The organism is Pseudomonas frederiksbergensis, assembly GCF_035751725.1.
GTDB classification, from domain to species: Bacteria; Pseudomonadota; Gammaproteobacteria; order Pseudomonadales; family Pseudomonadaceae; genus Aquipseudomonas; species Aquipseudomonas frederiksbergensis_A.
In genome coordinates this window covers 3,112,723-3,130,150 of sequence record NZ_CP142104.1, presented here as the reverse complement: position 1 = coordinate 3,130,150, position 17,428 = coordinate 3,112,723, and the positions used below count along the sequence as shown (strand labels likewise).

At 61.8% G+C, this 17,428-nt stretch carries 11 protein-coding genes; all 11 read left to right on the top strand.

Features of this window, described 5'->3' with window-relative positions; all coding sequences use genetic code 11:
• Positions 1–122: 122 nt before the first annotated feature.
• The gene (locus tag VQ575_RS13995; protein WP_411829887.1) at positions 123–2,171 is read left to right on the top strand and encodes a TonB-dependent siderophore receptor; all 2,049 of its coding nucleotides are present in this window, start codon (positions 123–125) and stop codon (positions 2,169–2,171) included.
• A gap of 563 nt (positions 2,172–2,734) precedes the next feature.
• Positions 2,735–4,144 (top strand): circularly permuted type 2 ATP-grasp protein, encoded by a 1,410-nt coding sequence (locus VQ575_RS13990; RefSeq protein WP_039588783.1) that lies wholly within the window; start codon positions 2,735–2,737, stop codon positions 4,142–4,144.
• Positions 4,145–4,147: 3 nt separating this feature from the next.
• On the top strand, positions 4,148–5,098 hold the full coding sequence (locus tag VQ575_RS13985) for an alpha-E domain-containing protein (protein WP_030142556.1): 951 nt from the start codon (positions 4,148–4,150) through the stop codon (positions 5,096–5,098).
• Complete coding sequence (locus VQ575_RS13980) at positions 5,095–5,892, top strand: transglutaminase family protein (protein WP_039588782.1); 798 nt, start codon at positions 5,095–5,097, stop codon at positions 5,890–5,892. The genes VQ575_RS13985 and VQ575_RS13980 overlap by 4 nt, the downstream gene beginning before the upstream one ends.
• Positions 5,893–6,090: 198 nt before the next feature.
• Entirely contained in the window at positions 6,091–6,588 is a 498-nt protein-coding gene (locus VQ575_RS13975) for a GNAT family N-acetyltransferase (protein ID WP_039588781.1), read from the top strand.
• A 55-nt stretch (positions 6,589–6,643) separates the two neighbouring features.
• A complete protein-coding gene (locus VQ575_RS13970; protein WP_039588780.1) occupies positions 6,644–7,315 on the top strand; it encodes a DUF3313 domain-containing protein in 672 nt (223 codons plus the stop codon).
• A 106-nt stretch (positions 7,316–7,421) separates the two neighbouring features.
• Positions 7,422–7,922, top strand: a complete 501-nt coding sequence (tpx, locus tag VQ575_RS13965; RefSeq protein ID WP_039588779.1) for a thiol peroxidase — start codon at positions 7,422–7,424, stop codon at positions 7,920–7,922.
• Between the two features lie 190 nt (positions 7,923–8,112).
• Positions 8,113–9,429, top strand: a complete 1,317-nt coding sequence (locus tag VQ575_RS13960; RefSeq protein ID WP_039588778.1) for an MdtA/MuxA family multidrug efflux RND transporter periplasmic adaptor subunit — start codon at positions 8,113–8,115, stop codon at positions 9,427–9,429.
• Positions 9,426–12,521, top strand: coding sequence for an MdtB/MuxB family multidrug efflux RND transporter permease subunit (locus VQ575_RS13955; protein WP_039588777.1), 3,096 nt, complete (start codon positions 9,426–9,428; stop codon positions 12,519–12,521). Before VQ575_RS13960 ends, VQ575_RS13955 begins: the two co-directional genes overlap by 4 nt.
• Before the next feature lie 151 nt (positions 12,522–12,672).
• Positions 12,673–15,777: an efflux RND transporter permease subunit gene (locus VQ575_RS13950; RefSeq protein WP_039588776.1), complete on the top strand. Its 3,105-nt coding sequence runs from the start codon at positions 12,673–12,675 to the stop codon at positions 15,775–15,777.
• The gene (locus tag VQ575_RS13945) at positions 15,774–17,255 is read left to right on the top strand and encodes an efflux transporter outer membrane subunit (RefSeq protein WP_325917699.1); all 1,482 of its coding nucleotides are present in this window, start codon (positions 15,774–15,776) and stop codon (positions 17,253–17,255) included. Before VQ575_RS13950 ends, VQ575_RS13945 begins: the two co-directional genes overlap by 4 nt.
• Positions 17,256–17,428: the final 173 nt, after the last annotated feature.

Here is a 17,428-nt window from a genome sequence, read left to right as displayed (position 1 = left end):
CTCAAAGTATATTCGCTCTCATTTCCAATCCTCTGTGAGTGCGCGTCTTGAATCGTTCCACCCCTTTCGCCTACCGCAATGCCCTCGTCAAATGCGTTTTACCTGCGCTGTCCTGCTGCTTCATGGCAAGCCCCGTGAAGGCACAGGACACTCTCGAACTGCCCACTACGGATGTGCAAGGCAGTCGGATCATTCAGGACGAAGGCTACACGGCGACGCAAGCCAGCACGGCGAGCAAGAGCGATGTACCGATCAAGGAAGAAGCGCAATCGATCAACGTGGTGACCCAGCAGACCCTGGCGGACTATCAGGTGCGCTCGCTGGGGGACGCGATGAAATTCGTCAGCGGCGTCAGCCAGGGCAACACCCTGGGCGGCTCGCGGGACTCGCTGGTCAAACGCGGTTTCGGCACCAACGACGACGGCTCGATCCTGCGCGACGGCGTACGTTCGAATCTGGGCCACAACTTCAGCGCCACCACCGAGCGGGTCGAAGTGCTCAAGGGCCCGGCCTCGATGCTGTACGGCGCGCTGGAGCCCGGCGGGTTGATCAACGTCATCAGCAAGAAACCCGAATACACCCAGAGCACCACGTTGAGCGGCTCCGCCTACAGCGAGGGTGGCGGCACCATGGCCCTGGACACCACTGGGCCTTTGGGCGACACCGGCCTGGCCTATCGCCTGATCGCCGAACGCGGCCACGAGGACTACTGGCGCAACTATGGGGTCAACGAAAGCACACTCGTGGCGCCGTCGCTGGCCTGGACCGGCGAGCGGGCTTCGTTGAATCTGAGTTATGAGTACAACGAATATTCCAATCCGTTTGACCGTGGCACGGTGTTCAAAAACGGGCATCCGGCCGATATCGACTATGACAAGCGCCTGGACGAGCCTTGGGCCAAGAGCGTAGGGATTCGCGAGACGGCCACCGCTCGGTTCGAATATGAGCTGAGCGATGCGTGGAAGACGCGGGTGACCTATGGCTGGAACAATGACCGGTACAGTCTGTCGATTGCGCAGCCCAACTCGCTGGTGGGCAACAACCTGCGTCGAGCCGCCAACGGCGCCCATTACGATGATGAAACCCGTTACGCCAGCTGGGATTTCATCGGCAGGCAGGAGCTGTTCGGCCAACGCCATGACGTGTTGGTCGGCGTCGATAACCAAGTGTCGGACCAATACCGTGGCAAGACTTACCGTGGGCCTGTAAGAGGAGGCTTCGATATCACTGCGCCGGTGTACGGCGGCCTGGGCGAGCCCAGCGTCATCAGCCCGACCCAAAGCAACCTGAGCAACCAGCTGACCTCCAGTTCGGTGTACCTGAAGGACAATTGGCACTTGGATGAGCGCTGGATCCTGGTCCTTGGTGGCCGCTACCAGCATTACGATCAGTTCGCCAAGCAAGGGTTGGTCACCAGCGTGCCGGTCCGCGACGACAACGGCGATGCCTTCGTCCCGTTCCTGGGCCTGGTCTACAAAGCCACCGAAGAATTGTCGCTGTACGGCAACTACAGTCGCTCGTTCAAACCCAACGATACCGTTGATGACAACCTCAGTACCTTCAAGCCGGAAGAGGGCCGAAGCTATGAAATCGGCGCCAAATACGATCCGCTGCCAGGCTTGAACATCAATCTCGCGCTGTTCGATATCGAGAAGAAAAATGTCGTGACGTCTTCGACAGTCAACGGCGTCACGCTGGCAGAAGCCGCCGGCAAAGTTGGCTCCCAAGGCCTCGAACTCGACATTACTGGTCGCCTCGCCGAACGCTGGGACCTGATCGGCACCTACGCCTACACCCACACCGAAATTCTCGACGACCCTCGAAACGAAGGCCACCGCCTGCCCGACGCTCCCAAGCACACCGCCAGCCTGTACCTGTCGCACCACCTGAACGTCCCGGCCGAGTTCGGCGCCTGGCATGCCGGTGCCGGTGCGCGTTATGTCGGCGAGCGCGCCGCCAACGCCGCCAACGATTTCTGGCTCAGCAGCTACACCGTCGCCGACGCTTTCCTGCGCTGGGAGTCGCCGGTGTTCGGACAAAAGACCTCGCTGCAGTTGAACGTCGACAACCTGTTCGACAAGCAGTATTACCCGTCGTCCACCGGCAGCCAGTTGCAAGTCAACGTCGGCGAGCCACGTACCGCCAGGTTGAGTGCCAGCGTGACGTTCTGATCACGGCGCTCCACCAGAAATGCCCGGACAGCAACGTCCGGGCATTTTTTTCGGCTGCACTTTCCCCCCAACGTGCCGTTCTTCCTGTGAAGTCTTCGCGCCTGAGCTATGGTTGAACCAAGCGAAGCGTTTGAGCGGTGAGTATTAATTTCCCCTTTTCGGGGCGTTCGTCCTCGACTTCCCGCCTGTCTGCACCGATTCGACCCGTTTGTGGAGCTGGCGCCCGAAACTGGGGTAAACGTTTCAGCCTGCAAATCTGTCTGCGTCGCATAATCGAAAAGAAATTTCGCTTTTTCAGCGTTTCGCGCCGGTTTTTCCAGCAATGGCCTGGTCCGCCGTAATTAGGCACAGCCCTTGCTTCGACTCCACGACAACCCAGTAGACAGGAACTTCGATACGTAAGACAAAAAAGGGGCGCACGTCATCCAGACGCAAAGGCCTGATCAGAGACCCATGCCTGACGAGGTACTCGAAGAACCAGGGCTCATAAACAAGGCAAGGCCGCATTGGTGGAATGACGACGTAATAAGAAATGCCGTGTACGACACGGCTGGGAGTAGGCTATGCCCCACGCTTTTTTCAATGAAATGTACGACGCGAAGGGTGACTGCCGCCCGCATTACCAAGCCTTCTCGCGCTGGTTGGCGGACACTCCGCTGGAGCTGCTGGAACAACGCCGCCGTGAAGCCGACCTGCTGTTTCACCGGGCGGGCATCACCTTCACGCTTTATGGGGACGAGCAGGGCACCGAGCGCTTGATCCCATTCGATATCATCCCCCGCAGCATCAAGGCCAGCGAATGGCAAATGGTCGAGCGTGGGTGCATCCAGCGGGTCCAGGCCCTGAACATGTTCCTGGCCGATATTTACCACGGCCAGCGCATTCTCAAGGAAGGCATCATCCCGGCCGAGCAAGTGCTCGCCAACGAGGGCTACCAGATTGCGATGCAGGGCCTGGACCTGCACCGGGGCATCTACGCCCACATTGCAGGCGTTGACCTGGTGCGTGATGGCGATGGCAGCTACTACGTGCTGGAAGACAACCTGCGCACCCCCAGCGGCGTGAGCTACATGCTCGAAGATCGCAAGATGATGATGCGGCTCTTCCCTGAGCTTTTTGCTGCCCAGCGCGTGGCGCCCATCGATCATTATCCGAACCTGTTGCTCGACACCCTCAAGAGCTCGAGCCCGTTGGACAACCCGACTGCCGTGGTCCTGACTCCCGGACGGTTCAACAGCGCGTATTTCGAGCATGCCTTCCTGGCTCGTGAGATGGGCGTGGAACTGGTGGAGGGCGCGGACCTGTTCGTGCGTGACGACCACGTCTATATGCGCACCACCGCGGGGCCCAAGCAGGTGGATGTGATCTACCGTCGCCTGGACGATGCCTACCTCGATCCGCTGTCTTTCAATCCAGATTCCATGCTCGGCGTTCCGGGGCTGATCGCGGTTTACCGTGCAGGCAATGTGGTGTTGGCAAACGCCGTCGGCACGGGCGTGGCGGATGATAAGTCGATCTACCCCTACGTCGACGACATGATCCGTTTCTACCTGACCGAGGAGCCGATCCTGAAGAATGTGCCCACCTGGCAGTGCCGCAAGCCCCAGGATCTGTCCCACGTGCTGGCGAACCTGCCAGACCTGGTGGTCAAGGAAACCCAGGGCTCCGGCGGCTACGGCATGCTGGTCGGGCCGGCGGCCACCGCAGCGGAGATCGAAGATTTCCGCGCTCGCCTCAAGGCCCGTCCGGAGGCCTATATCGCCCAGCCGACCTTGAGCCTTTCTACCTGTCCGACCTTTGTCGAAAGCGGCATCGCCCCTCGTCACATCGACTTGCGTCCCTTCGTGCTGTCCGGCAAGGAAACCCGCCTGGTGCCCGGCGGCCTGACCCGCGTGGCGCTGCGCGAAGGCTCGCTGGTGGTGAACTCGTCCCAGGGCGGCGGCACCAAAGACACTTGGGTAGTGGAGGACTAAGACATGCTTTCAAGAACCGCTTCGGACCTCTATTGGATGTCCCGCTACCTGGAGCGCGCCGAAAACCTGGCGCGCATGCTCGAAGTCAGTTATTCGCTGTCGCTGATGCCCCAGGCCGGACGCGGCGACGGCCAGGCCGAGCTGGCGATGTCGCTGCTGGCGGCCGGTACGCTGGATGATTACAACGCCCGTTATGACGCGCTCAACACCGAGCGCATGCTGCATTTTTTCGCCTTGGATGAAACAAATCCGGGCAGTATCTACAGCTGCCTTCGGGCGGCGCGGACCAATGCCCATGCGGTGCGCGGACGCATCACTGCGGACATGTGGGAGAACATCAACGCCACCTGGCTGGAAATGCGCAACATCGCCAGCAACGGCCTGGGTCGCTACGGCATCAGTCATTTCTGCGAGTGGGTGAAGGAGCGCTCGCACCTGTTCCGTGGCGCGACGTCGGGTACGATCATGCGCAACGATGCCTACTGTTTCATTCGCCTGGGGACGTTCATCGAGCGCGCCGACAACACCTTGCGGTTGCTGGACGCGCGCTACGAAATGTTCGGCGAAGAATCGGAGGAGGTCAGCGACAACTCGGCGCGCGGCTATTACCAATGGAGTGCGTTGCTGCGGGCATTGTCGTCGTTCGAAGCCTTCAACGAGATCTACCGCAACGCACCCAACGCCGAGCAGGTCTCGGAGATGTTGCTGCTGCGGGCCGACGTGCCACGCTCGCTGCATGCCTGCATCGAAGAACTGGACCATATCCTCGCCAGCCTGCCGGGCAACAACGGCCGACCTGCCCAGCGCCTGGCTGCGGAATTGAATGCGCGGCTGCGGTATTCCGGGATTGACGAGATCCTCGCCTCGGGCCTGCACCAGTGGCTGACCGAACTGATTGGCCAGATTCGCCATCTGGGCCAGACCGTCCATGAATCTTATCTGGAGGTCGTATGAAACTGTCCATACGCCACGATACGACCTATAGCTACGCCGACGAGGTTTGCACCAGCATCCAGTTCCTGCGCCTGACGCCCAAGGACACTCCGCGCCAGACCATCCTGCAATGGCACTTGGAATTGCCGCGCCTGGTGCGCAGCCAACTCGATCCGTACGGCAATATCCTGCACGTCATGACCATGGACGAACCCCACGGCGCACTGATATTGACGGCTTATGGCGAGGTGCAGATCCATCAATCGGTGGAGATGGAGCCCGATGATCAATCACCATTGCCATTCTTGCGTCACAGTCGCCTTACCCAGGCGGATGACAGCCTCAGCGCCTTTGCCGTGGCGCAATGCGGAACACGACGTGATCGCGCGGGTTTGAGCGACTTGATGAATGGCCTCGCCGATCGCATGCCCTACAGCCCCGGCGCGACCGCCGTCAGCAGCACGGCCGCCGAGGCGTTTGCCGGTGGCGCCGGCGTCTGCCAGGACCATGCCCATGCGTTTGTGGCCTGTGCCCGCAGCCTGGGCGTGCCGGCGCGTTATGTGTCCGGCTACCTGTGCACCGAGGACGAGAACCATCTGGCAAGCCACGCCTGGGCTGAGGCTTGGCTGGATGACGGCTGGTACAGCTTCGACGTGACCAATCGGCTGACCCGCCCCGACCGTCACCTGAAACTGGCGGTTGGCCTGGATTACCTCGACGCCTGCCCGGTTCGCGGCATGCGCCGGGGGGGCGGGGCGGAGCAGATGCAGGCGCGGGTGCAGGTGAGTTCGATGGTGCAGGTGCAGCATCAGTAATCGATCAGTCTTGAAGGTCTTCATCGCGAGCAAGCCCACACCCACAGGATTCGATCCACTTTGGGAGCGAGCTTGCTCGCGCTGAGAGCTTCATGTTCGACAGCCCATCCTTTGAGAATCTCGATCGCCAGTTCGCGTCATGGACGATCAGCCACTTATAGTAGCTAGTCATCCCAACGTCTCCAGGAAGGAGCCCGAATGTCCGAGTCCTCGATCACTCTTGCACGTTTCACTGAAGCTCATATCCCCGGCGTCACCGCGCTCTACAACGACCCTGCCGTCACCCGCCAGGTATTGCAGATGCCTTTTCAGTCCACGGAAGTCTGGCGTCAGCGTCTGGCAACAAACGACGAGCGCCAGTTGAAACTGGTGGCCCTGCATGAAGGCGACGTCATCGGCAATCTTGGCCTGGAGCAGTTTGCCCGTATCCGTCGCGCTCACTGCGCCAACCTGGGCATGGGCGTCGCGGTTGCCTGGCAGGGCAAGGGGGTGGGGTCGATGCTGTTGGCCGCCGCGCTGGACGTGGCGGACAATTGGATGAACCTGCGAAGGGTTGAATTGACGGTATATGCCGACAACGAAGCGGCCATTGGCCTATACCGCAAATTCGGCTTCGAAACGGAAGGTTTGTTGCGCGACTACGCCGTGCGTGACGGGCGCTGGGTCGACACCCTGGCGATGGCGCGGCTGCGTTGAGCAGGCTATACCTGTAGTTCCGCCCCCGTCGGGTGTGGTCCACAGGAGTAACAGCATGAAATTCGCCTCCATGATTGGCACTGTCTGCATCGCTTCGCTCGCGTTGATGGGTTGCTCCAGCAAAGTCACCCAGCCGGACGAGTACTCCGGCTTCCTGGGAGACTACAGCCGGCTCAAGGAAGAAAAGTCGCCGTCGGGGGCCGAGGTGATGCGATGGGTCGATCCGAAGATCGATCTGGCCAAATACTCCAGCGTGTATATCGAGCCGACGCAGCTTTTCCCCAAGCCCCAACCGACCGTGAAGATTCCCGCCGGCACCTTGGCCGGTATCACCAGCTACTACGACCAGGCGCTCAAGCGGGAGGCGGGCAAGTCCTTGCCTTTGGCGACCAGTCCCGGGCCGGGCGTATTGGTGGTGCGGGCGGCCATTACCGCCGTCAGCAGCAAGACCGAGGGGTTGAAGCCTTATGAGGTGATTCCGATTGCCTTGGTGGCTGCCGCGGTCAGTACGGCCAGCGGCATTCGTGATCAAGAAACCACGTTGGGCACCGAGGCGGTGTTTCTCGACGGCGGCAACAACGCGGTGATCGCCCAGGTGGTGCGCAAGGGGACGGGTAAGCCTTTATCCAACGAGTCGCAGGTCATGAAGGCCGATGATGTCAAAGGAGTTATCGATGGCTGGGCTGCGGATCTGCATCAGTCGTTTTTGCAGCTCAAGGCTAAATAACGGGCGCCGTCACTCGTGACTTTTTGTGTACAGGCATAGGTCGGAGCACCATTTCATGGTTAACTCCGGCCTCACTATTTTCAAACCTGTCAGAAGGAATCCGTTCATGGCTCAAGTCACCCTCAAAGGCAACCCTGTCCAAGTCAACGGCCAACTGCCACAAGCCGGTTCCAAGGCGCCAGCCTTTTCCCTGGTTGCCGGCAATCTGTCGGACGTTTCCCTGAAGGACTTCGCCGGCAAGCGCAAGGTGCTGAATATTTTCCCAAGCGTCGACACGCCGACCTGCGCCACTTCCGTACGCAAGTTCAACGCCCAGGCCAACGACCTGGATAACACCGTGGTGCTGTGCATTTCCGCCGACCTGCCGTTTGCCCAGGCCCGTTTCTGTGGTGCCGAAGGCCTTGAGAACGTACAGAACCTGTCCACCCTGCGCGGTGCCGAGTTCATCGAGAACTACGGTGTTGCGATTGCCGACGGCCCGCTCAAAGGCCTGACTGCCCGCGCCGTGGTGGTGCTGGACGAAAACGACACCGTACTGCACAGCGAGCTGGTCAAGGAAATCGCTGAAGAGCCGAACTACGATGCGGCGCTCGCGGTCCTGAAATAACTGTTCCGAAACAAAGTATTTATTACAATTGTTAACGGCCTGGCCTGACCAGGCCGTTTTCATTTGTGTTTCAAAGCCTTAGCCGAGTAGGCGAAAGGTAAGCGCAAGGTAAATTGCCGGTAAAGGCGCTTTGCTAAATATCCGCCAGTGCTTATCGTTCAGCCTCCTGTAGAAGAACCCCACGCGCCCAATGGTTGACCATTCAATGCAATCCTCCGTTTCCCGCAAATCACGTCGCTGGCTGTTCGGCCTGCTCATTGTGCTGGCCGTTGCCTTGCTGGCTTGGAAATTCTGGCCTGCCGGCACCGACTCGAAAAATGAAGCCGGGCAGAAGGGCGCGGCCGGACAGGCGGGGCGCTCGGGCGGCATGCGACCGGGCTTTGGTGGTGCGACGGGGCCGATTCCGGTTCGGGTGGCAACGGCGGTCACCGGGGATTTTCCGCTGTATTACAAGGCGCTGGGCACGGTCACGGCGCTCAATACCATCAACGTGCGCAGCCGCGTGGGCGGCGAGTTGGTGAAGATCGCGTTCGAAGAAGGGCAGATGGTCAAGGCCGGGGATCTGCTGGCCGAGATCGATCCGCGTCCGTACCAGAACGCTTTGCTCCAGGCCGAAGGCACCTTGCTGCAAAACCAGGCCCAGTTGAAGAACGCCCAGGTCGACCTCGAGCGTTATCGCGGCCTGTACGCTGAAGACAGCATCGCCAAGCAGACTCTCGACACCGCGGCTGCGCTGGTGGGCCAATACCAGGGCACGGTCAAGACCAACCAGGCGGCGGTCAACGACGCCAAGCTCAACCTGGAATTCACCAGGATCCGCGCGCCGATCAGCGGCCGCGTAGGTTTGCGTCAACTGGACGTCGGCAATCTGGTAGCGGCCAACGACACCACGGCCTTGGCCGTCATAACCCAGACCCAACCCATCAGCGTCGCCTTCACGCTGCCGGAAAACAACCTCGAAACCGTACTCGCCCGCTATCGCAGCGGGGCGAAACTGCCCGTCGAGGCCTGGGACCGTGGCGATGTGAAGCTCCAGGCCAGCGGCGTCTTGCAAAGCCTGGACAACCAGATCGATGTCACCACAGGCACCTTGAAATTCAAGGCCCGCTACGAGAACCGCGACCAGTCGCTGTTTCCCAATCAGTTTGTCAACGTGCGCCTGCTGGCGGACACGCTGAAAGGCGTGGTCCTCGCGCCGACCGCTGCGATTCAGTTCGGCACCAACGGCACGTTCGTCTATGCGTTGGATGGCGACAAGAAAGTCACCATCAAGAAGCTCAAGATCGGCGCCAGCGATGGCGACAAGACCGTCGTTACCGAAGGCCTCGCCGCCGGCGACCGGGTGGTGCTCGAAGGCACCGACCGCTTGAAAGAGGGCAGCGAGGTGGAGGTGGTCAACGACAGCCAGCAAGTGCCGACCACGCCGACCGAGCACTTGCAAGGCAAGACCGCCGCGGCCCCGACTGAGCCGGCCGTGGCCGACAAGGCGAAAAAGGGCGGCGCATGAATCTCTCGCGACTGTTCATCCTTCGCCCGGTCGCCACCACGCTGAGCATGCTGGCCATTGTCCTGGCAGGCCTGATTGCCTATCGGTTGCTGCCGGTGTCTGCATTACCCCAGGTCGACTACCCGACCATCCGAGTCATGACGCTGTACCCGGGCGCGAGCCCTGACGTGATGACCAGCGCCGTGACCGCGCCCCTGGAGCGCCAGTTCGGACAAATGCCCGGCCTGACACAGATGGCGTCCACCAGCTCCGGCGGCGCCTCGGTGATTACCCTGCGCTTCAACCTGGACATCAACATGGACGTTGCCGAGCAGCAGGTGCAGGCCGCGATCAACGCGGCGACCAATCTGCTGCCCGACGATTTGCCGGCGCCGCCGGTGTACAACAAGGTCAACCCGGCCGACACCCCGGTGCTGACCCTGGCAATTACTTCCAAGACCATGCTGTTGCCCAAGCTCAATGACCTGGTGGACACGCGCATGGCGCAGAAGATCGCCCAGATCAGCGGCGTCGGCATGGTGACCATCGCCGGTGGCCAGCGCCAGGCTGTGCGGATCAAGGTCAACCCGCAAGCCCTGGCATCCGCTGGCTTGAACCTGGCGGACGTGCGCAGCTTGATCGGCGCTTCCAACGTCAACCAGCCCAAGGGCAATTTCGACGGCCCGACCCGGGTCTCCATGCTCGATGCCAACGACCAGTTGACCTCGCCCAAGGACTACGCCGAGTTGATCCTGGCCTACGCCAACGGTGCGCCGCTGCGACTCAAGGACGTCGCAGAGATCGTCGATGGCGCAGAGAACGAGCGCCTCGCCGCCTGGGCCAATGAAAACCAGGCCGTGCTCCTGAATATCCAGCGCCAGCCCGGGGCCAACGTCATCGAAGTGGTGGACCGGATCAAGGCCATGTTGCCGAGCATCACCGACAACCTGCCGGCCGGCCTGGACGTTGCCGTGCTGACCGACCGCACCCAGACCATCCGTGCTTCCGTCACCGACGTTCAGCATGAATTGCTCATCGCCATCGCCCTTGTGGTCATGGTGACCTTCCTGTTCCTGCGTCGGGTCAGCGCCACGATCATTCCGTCGGTGGCCGTGCCGTTGTCGTTGATCGGTACGTTCGGCGTCATGTACCTGGCCGGCTTCTCCATCAACAACCTGACCCTGATGGCCCTGACCATCGCCACCGGTTTCGTGGTGGACGATGCCATCGTCATGCTGGAGAACATCGCCCGCTATATCGAAGAGGGCGAGAGCCCGATGCAGGCAGCGCTCAAGGGCGCGAGGCAGATTGGCTTCACCCTGATTTCCCTGACACTGTCGTTGATTGCGGTGCTGATCCCGCTGTTGTTCATGGCGGACGTGGTCGGTCGTCTGTTCCGCGAATTCGCCATCACCCTGGCGGTGGCGATCCTGATTTCGCTGCTGGTGTCCCTGACCCTGACGCCGATGATGTGCGCCCGGCTGCTCAAGCGTGAGCCGAAGGAAGAGGAGCAGGGCCGCTTCTACCGCGCCAGCGGCGCCTGGATCGACTGGTTGATCGCCGCCTACGGACGCAAGTTGCAATGGGTGCTCAAGCACCAGCCGCTGACGCTGTTGGTGGCGGTGGGCAGTCTCGTATTGACGGTGGTGTTGTACCTGGCCGTGCCCAAGGGCTTTTTCCCGGTGCAGGACACGGGCGTGATCCAGGGCATTTCCGAGGCGCCGCAATCGATTTCCTTCGCCGCCATGGGCGAGCGCCAGCAGCAATTGGCCAAGGTCATCCTCGCCGATCCAGCGGTGCAGAGTCTCTCTTCCTACATCGGCGTGGACGGCGACAACGCAACGCTCAACAGTGGACGGCTGCTGATCAACCTCAAGCCCCACAGCGAACGTGACGACAGCGCCAGCGAGATCATCGCCCGCCTGCAACCGCAGCTGGACCGGCTGGTGGGGATCCGGCTGTTCATGCAACCGGTGCAGGACCTGACCATCGAAGATCGGGTCAGCCGCACCCAGTATCAGTTCAGCCTGTCGTCGCCGGATGCCGAGTTGCTCAGCCTCTGGAGCGGACGGCTCGTCGAAGCCCTGGTCCGACAGCCGGAACTCACCGACGTCGCCAGTGATCTGCAGGACAAGGGCTTGCAGGTCTACTTGGTGATCGACCGTGACGCCGCATCGCGCCTGGGTGTGTCGGTGTCGAACATTACCGATGCGCTCTACGACGCCTTCGGCCAGCGGCAGATTTCCACCATCTACACCCAGGCCAGTCAGTACCGCGTGGTGCTTCAAGCCCAGGCCGGGGAAAAGATCGGCCCGCAGGCGCTGGACCAGATCCACGTCAAGACCACTGACGGCGGGCAAGTTCGCCTGTCGAGCCTGGCACGGGTGGAGGAGCGCCAGGCGCAATTGGCAATTGCCCACATCGGCCAGTTCCCAGCGGTGATGATGTCGTTCAACCTGGCGCCAGGCGTGGCCCTCGGGCACGCCGTCGATGTCATCGAGAAGGTCCAGAAGGACATCGGCATGCCAGTCGGCGTGCAGACCGAATTCCAGGGCGCGGCCCAGGCTTTCCAGGCTTCGCTGTCGAGCACCTTGTTGCTGATCCTGGCGGCGGTGGTGACGATGTACATCGTGCTGGGCGTGCTCTATGAGAGCTACATCCATCCAATCACGATTCTTTCCACCTTGCCCTCGGCCGCCATTGGCGCGTTGCTGGCGTTGATGCTGACCGGTAACGACCTGGGCATGATCGCGATCATTGGCATCATCCTGCTGATCGGCATCGTCAAGAAGAACGCGATCATGATGATCGACTTTGCCCTCGACGCCGAGCGCAACCAGGGCATGGACCCGCAGACCGCCATCTATCAGGCCGCGCTGTTGCGCTTCCGGCCAATCCTGATGACCACCCTGGCGGCGCTGTTCGGCGCTGTGCCGCTGATGCTTGCCACCGGCTCCGGCGCCGAATTGCGCCAGCCGTTGGGCCTGGTGATGGTGGGCGGGTTGCTGGTGAGCCAGGTGTTGACGCTGTTCACCACGCCGGTGATCTACCTGTACTTCGATCGCCTGGGGCGTCGGTTTGCCAGGCCTGAGGCGGACGAGGTGCGGGTATGACGGCTTTTTTGCCATGCCAAGGCTCTTCGTGGCGAGGGAGCTTGCTCCCGCTGGGTCGCTTAGCGGCCCCTTTTGTGAGCGCTGCGCACTCAAGCGCAAGCAAGCTCCCTCGCCACAAAAGCCTGTCCGTTGAAGCAAGGGGCTGTGGCCGATGAACCTCTCCGGCCCCTTCATCCGTCGTCCTGTAGCAACCATGCTGCTGAGCTTCGCCATCATGCTGCTCGGCGGCGTGTGCTTTGGCTTGCTACCGGTTTCGCCGTTGCCGCAAATGGATTTTCCGGTGATCGTGGTCCAGGCCAACCTACCGGGGGCAAGCCCCGAGGTGATGGCTTCCACGGTGGCGACGCCGCTGGAACGCTCATTCGGCGCCATCGCTGGGGTCAACACCATGAGCAGCCGCTCGAGCCAGGGCTCGACGCGGGTGATCCTGCAATTCGACTTGGACCGCGACATCAACGGCGCGGCCCGGGAGGTGCAAGCGGCCATCAACGCCTCGCGGAACTTGCTGCCCAGCGGCATGCGCAGCATGCCCACCTACAAGAAGGTCAACCCGTCCCAGGCGCCCATCATGGTGCTTTCGCTGACCTCCGATGTGTTGGAGAAAGGCCAGCTCTATGACCTGGCCTCGACGATCCTGTCCCAGAGCCTGTCCCAGGTGGCGGGTGTCGGTGAGGTGCAGATTGGCGGCAGCTCCTTGCCGGCGGTGCGCATCGAGCTGGAGCCGCAATTGCTCAACCAGTACGGCGTGGCGCTGGACGACGTACGCACTGCGATCGCCAATAGCAATGTGCGCCGACCCAAGGGGTCGGTCGAAGACGACAAGCGCATGTGGCAAGTGCAGGCCAACGACCAGTTGGAGAAAGCCAAGGACTACGAAACACTGGTCATCCGTTACCAGGATGGCTCGGTATTGCGGCTCAAGGACGTGGCAAAGGTCAGCGATGGCGTCGAGGACCGCTATAACAGCGGATTCTTCAACAATGACGCCGCCGTGCTATTGGTGATCAATCGCCAGGCCGGCGCCAACATCATCGAGACCGTCAACGAGATCAAGAACCAACTGCCCGCCCTGCAAGCGGTACTGCCCGCCAGCGTCAAGCTGGACCTGGCCATGGACCGCTCGCCGGTAATCAAGGCCACCCTGCACGAAGCGGAAATGACCCTGCTGATCGCCGTTGCCCTGGTGGTGCTGGTGGTGTTCCTGTTCCTCGGCAATTTCCGCGCTTCGCTGATCCCGACGCTGGCGGTGCCGGTGTCGCTGGTGGGCACGTTCGCGGTGATGTACGTCTATGGATTCTCGCTGAACAACCTGTCGCTGATGGCGTTGATCCTCGCCACGGGGCTGGTGGTGGATGATGCCATCGTGGTGCTGGAAAACATTTCCCGGCACATCGATGAAGGCGTGCCGCCGATGAAAGCGGCCTACCTCGGCGCCGAGGAAGTGGGCTTTACCTTGTTGTCAATGAACGCCTCGCTGGTGGCGGTGTTCCTGTCGATCCTGTTCATGGGCGGCATCGTCGAGAGTCTGTTCCGCGAATTTTCCATCACCCTGGCGGCTGCCATTGTCGTCTCGCTGGTGGTGTCCCTGACCCTCACGCCGATGCTCTGCGCGCGATGGCTCAAGCCTCATGTGCCGGGGCAGGAAAACCGCTTGCAGCGCTGGAGTCATGGCCTCAATGAGCGCATGGTCCGGGGTTACGCCCGTAGCCTGGACTGGGTGCTGCGCCATCGTCGCCTGACCTTGTTCAGCCTGTTGGTGACCATCGGAGTGAACATTGCGCTGTATGTGGTGGTGCCAAAAACCTTCATGCCGCAGCAGGACACCGGCCAGTTGATCGGTTTCGTGCGCGGCGACGACGGGCTGTCGTTCAACGTGATGCAGCCGAAGATGGAAATCTTCCGTCGCGCTGTGCTCAAGGACGAAGCGGTGCAGAGCGTGGCGGGGTTCATCGGCGGCAACAACGGCACCAATAACGCTTTCATGCTGGTGCGCCTCAAGCCGATCAAGGAACGCGGGATCTCCGCTCAGAAAGTCATCGAGCGCTTGCGCAAGGAAATGCCCAAGGTGCCCGGCGGCCAATTGATGCTGATGGCCGACCAGGATCTGCAGTTCGGTGGCGGGCGTGAGCAGACCACGTCGCAGTATTCCTACATCCTGCAAAGTGCGGACCTGGCGTCGCTGCGCACCTGGTACCCCAAGGTCGTCGCCGCTTTCCGCGCCTTGCCGGAGCTGACCGCGATCGACGCCCGCGACGGTGGCGGGGCGCAGCAGGTGACGCTGGTGGTGGACCGCGACCAGGCCAAGCGCCTGGGCATCGACATGGACATGGTCACTTCGGTGCTGAACAACGCGTACAGTCAGCGGCAGATCTCGACCATATACGACAGCCTCAACCAGTATCAGGTGGTGATGGAGGTCAATCCCAAATATGCCCAGGACCCCAATACGCTCGAGCAGGTCCAGGTGATCACCGCCGACGGCGCGCGAGTGCCGCTGTCGGCGATTGCCCATTATGAAAACAGCCTGGAAGACGACCGCGTCAGCCACGAAGGCCAGTTCGCGTCCGAAGGTATTTCGTTCGACATGGCCGAAGGCGTCACGGTGGAGCAGGGCACCGCGGCGATCGAGCGGGCGATTGCCAAGCTCGGGATGCCCGAGGATGTCATCGCAAAAATGGCCGGCACCGCCGATGCATTCGCCGCGACCCAGAAAAGCCAGCCCTTCATGATCCTCGGGGCGTTGCTGGCGGTGTACCTGGTGCTGGGCGTGCTCTACGAGAGCTACATACATCCGCTGACCATCCTGTCCACCTTGCCCTCTGCCGGGGTGGGCGCGTTGCTGTCGATCTACGTGCTGGGCAGCGAGTTCAGCCTGATCTCGCTGCTTGGGTTGTTCCTGTTGATCGGGGTGGTGAAGAAAAACGCCATCCTGATGATCGACCTCGCGCTGCAATTGGAGCGCGCCGGCCAAACGTCGTTGGAGTCGATCCGCAGTGCTTGCCTGTTGCGGCTGAGGCCGATCCTGATGACCACCCTGGCGGCGATCCTCGGTGCCTTGCCGCTGTTGCTCGGCGGTGCCGAAGGCTCGGAAATGCGCCAGCCACTGGGCCTGACGATCATCGGCGGGCTGGTGTTCAGCCAAGTCCTGACGCTTTACACCACCCCCGTGGTCTACCTCTATCTCGATAACCTGCGCCATCGTTTCAACCGCTGGCGTGGGGTGCGCACTGATGCTGCCCTGGAAACTCCGCTATGACCGATAGTACGCTGTTCAACCTTGTCGCACCGTTGGCGACCGCCCGTGGCTCGCGTGTCCTGAGCCTGGCGCTGTGCGTGGCACTGCTCAGTGCCTGCGCTATCGGTCCGGATTATCAGCGCCCGTCGGCCACCGCACCGGTGCAGTACAAGGAAGCCCAAGGCTGGCGCCAGGCCAACCCTAGCGACGCCCTGGCCCGTGGCGCCTGGTGGGAGCTGTACGCTGACACCCGTCTCAACGAGCTGGTGGAAAAACTCAACGCCTCCAACCAGACCGTGGCCCAGGCCGAAGCCCAGTACCGCCAGGCCCAGGCCTTGGCGCGCAGTGCGCGCGGGGCATTTTTTCCGACGGTCGATCTCACGGTTGGCAAGACCCGTTCCAGCCAGGGCACCGGCAGCAGCAGTTCGAGCCTGAGCAGTTCTTCCAGCGGCATTCGCGACACCTACAGCGCCCAGGCCGGCGTGAGCTGGGAAGCGGACGTGTGGGGCAAATTGCGCCGCACGCTTGAAGCCGACGAAGCCAGCGCGCAAGCCAGTTTTGCCGACCTGGCGGCGATGCGCCTGAGCCAGCAATCGGAGCTGGTGCAGAACTACCTGCAATTGCGGGTGATCGACCAGCAGAAGCGTTTGTTGCAGACCACGGTCGACAACTATCAACGCTCGCTGAAAATGACCGAAAACCAGTACCGCGCCGGCGTATCCGGCAAGGACGCGGTGGCCCAGGCGCAGAACCAGCTCAAGACCACCCAGGCCGACCTGATCGACCTGATCTGGCAGCGCGCGCAGTTCGAAAACGCCATCGCCGTGCTGATCGGCCTGCCGCCCGCCGAGTTCAGCCTGGCCGAGACCCAGGACATCCCGGCGCTGCCGCAGGTCCCGGTTGCAGTACCGTCGCAATTGCTCGAACGCCGCCCGGACATCGCGTCGGCGGAGCGCTCGGTCATGGCCGCCAACGCCAACATCGGGGTGGCGAAGGCGGCCTATTATCCGGACCTGACCTTGAGCCTGAGTGGAGGCTATAGCAGCAGCACCTACGATAATTGGGTGAGCGTGCCAAACCGCTTCTGGTCGGTCGGCCCGCAACTGGCGATGACCTTGTTCGACGGTGGCCAGCGCTCGGCGGAGGTCGACCGCAGCGTCGCCGCCTATGACCAGACCGTCGCCACCTATCGCCAGACCGTGCTCGACGGCTTCCGCGAAGTCGAAAACTACATGATCCAGCTCAAGGTGCTCGAGGACGAAGCCCGCGTCCGCCAGGAAGCCCTGGACGCGGCGCGCGAGTCTTTGCGCCTGACGCAGAACCAGTACAGGGCAGGGCTGATCGGCTACCTCGACGTGGTCACCGTCCAGGCCACTGCCCTGAGCAACGAGCGCAGCGTGCTGAGCCTGCAACAGAGCCGGTTGATTGCCAGTGCGCAGTTGATTGCCGCATTGGGCGGTGGTTGGGATGGGCAATTGGAGGTGGATGACAAGCGGTAATCGCATCAGGCTTTTGTGGCGATGGAGCTTGCTCCCGCTGGGCTGCGTAGCGGCCCCCTAATTTATGAGCGCTGCGCACTCAAGCGCAAGCAAGCTCCCTCGCCACAGGTTACTCGCAGGCCGCCAGTCCCGCTTTTGGCCGATGCACTGCCTACGTCCAGTCGCGATCGCTT

Coding starts and splice junctions, on each gene's coding strand:
- VQ575_RS13995 (WP_411829887.1), top strand. CDS start 123: ATGGCAAGCCCCGTGAAGGCACAGGACACTCTCGAACTGCCCACTACG.
- VQ575_RS13990 (WP_039588783.1), top strand. CDS start 2,735: ATGCCCCACGCTTTTTTCAATGAAATGTACGACGCGAAGGGTGACTGC.
- VQ575_RS13985 (WP_030142556.1), top strand. CDS start 4,148: ATGCTTTCAAGAACCGCTTCGGACCTCTATTGGATGTCCCGCTACCTG.
- VQ575_RS13980 (WP_039588782.1), top strand. CDS start 5,095: ATGAAACTGTCCATACGCCACGATACGACCTATAGCTACGCCGACGAG.
- VQ575_RS13975 (WP_039588781.1), top strand. CDS start 6,091: ATGTCCGAGTCCTCGATCACTCTTGCACGTTTCACTGAAGCTCATATC.
- VQ575_RS13970 (WP_039588780.1), top strand. CDS start 6,644: ATGAAATTCGCCTCCATGATTGGCACTGTCTGCATCGCTTCGCTCGCG.
- tpx (WP_039588779.1), top strand. CDS start 7,422: ATGGCTCAAGTCACCCTCAAAGGCAACCCTGTCCAAGTCAACGGCCAA.
- VQ575_RS13960 (WP_039588778.1), top strand. CDS start 8,113: ATGGTTGACCATTCAATGCAATCCTCCGTTTCCCGCAAATCACGTCGC.
- VQ575_RS13955 (WP_039588777.1), top strand. CDS start 9,426: ATGAATCTCTCGCGACTGTTCATCCTTCGCCCGGTCGCCACCACGCTG.
- VQ575_RS13950 (WP_039588776.1), top strand. CDS start 12,673: ATGAACCTCTCCGGCCCCTTCATCCGTCGTCCTGTAGCAACCATGCTG.
- VQ575_RS13945 (WP_325917699.1), top strand. CDS start 15,774: ATGACCGATAGTACGCTGTTCAACCTTGTCGCACCGTTGGCGACCGCC.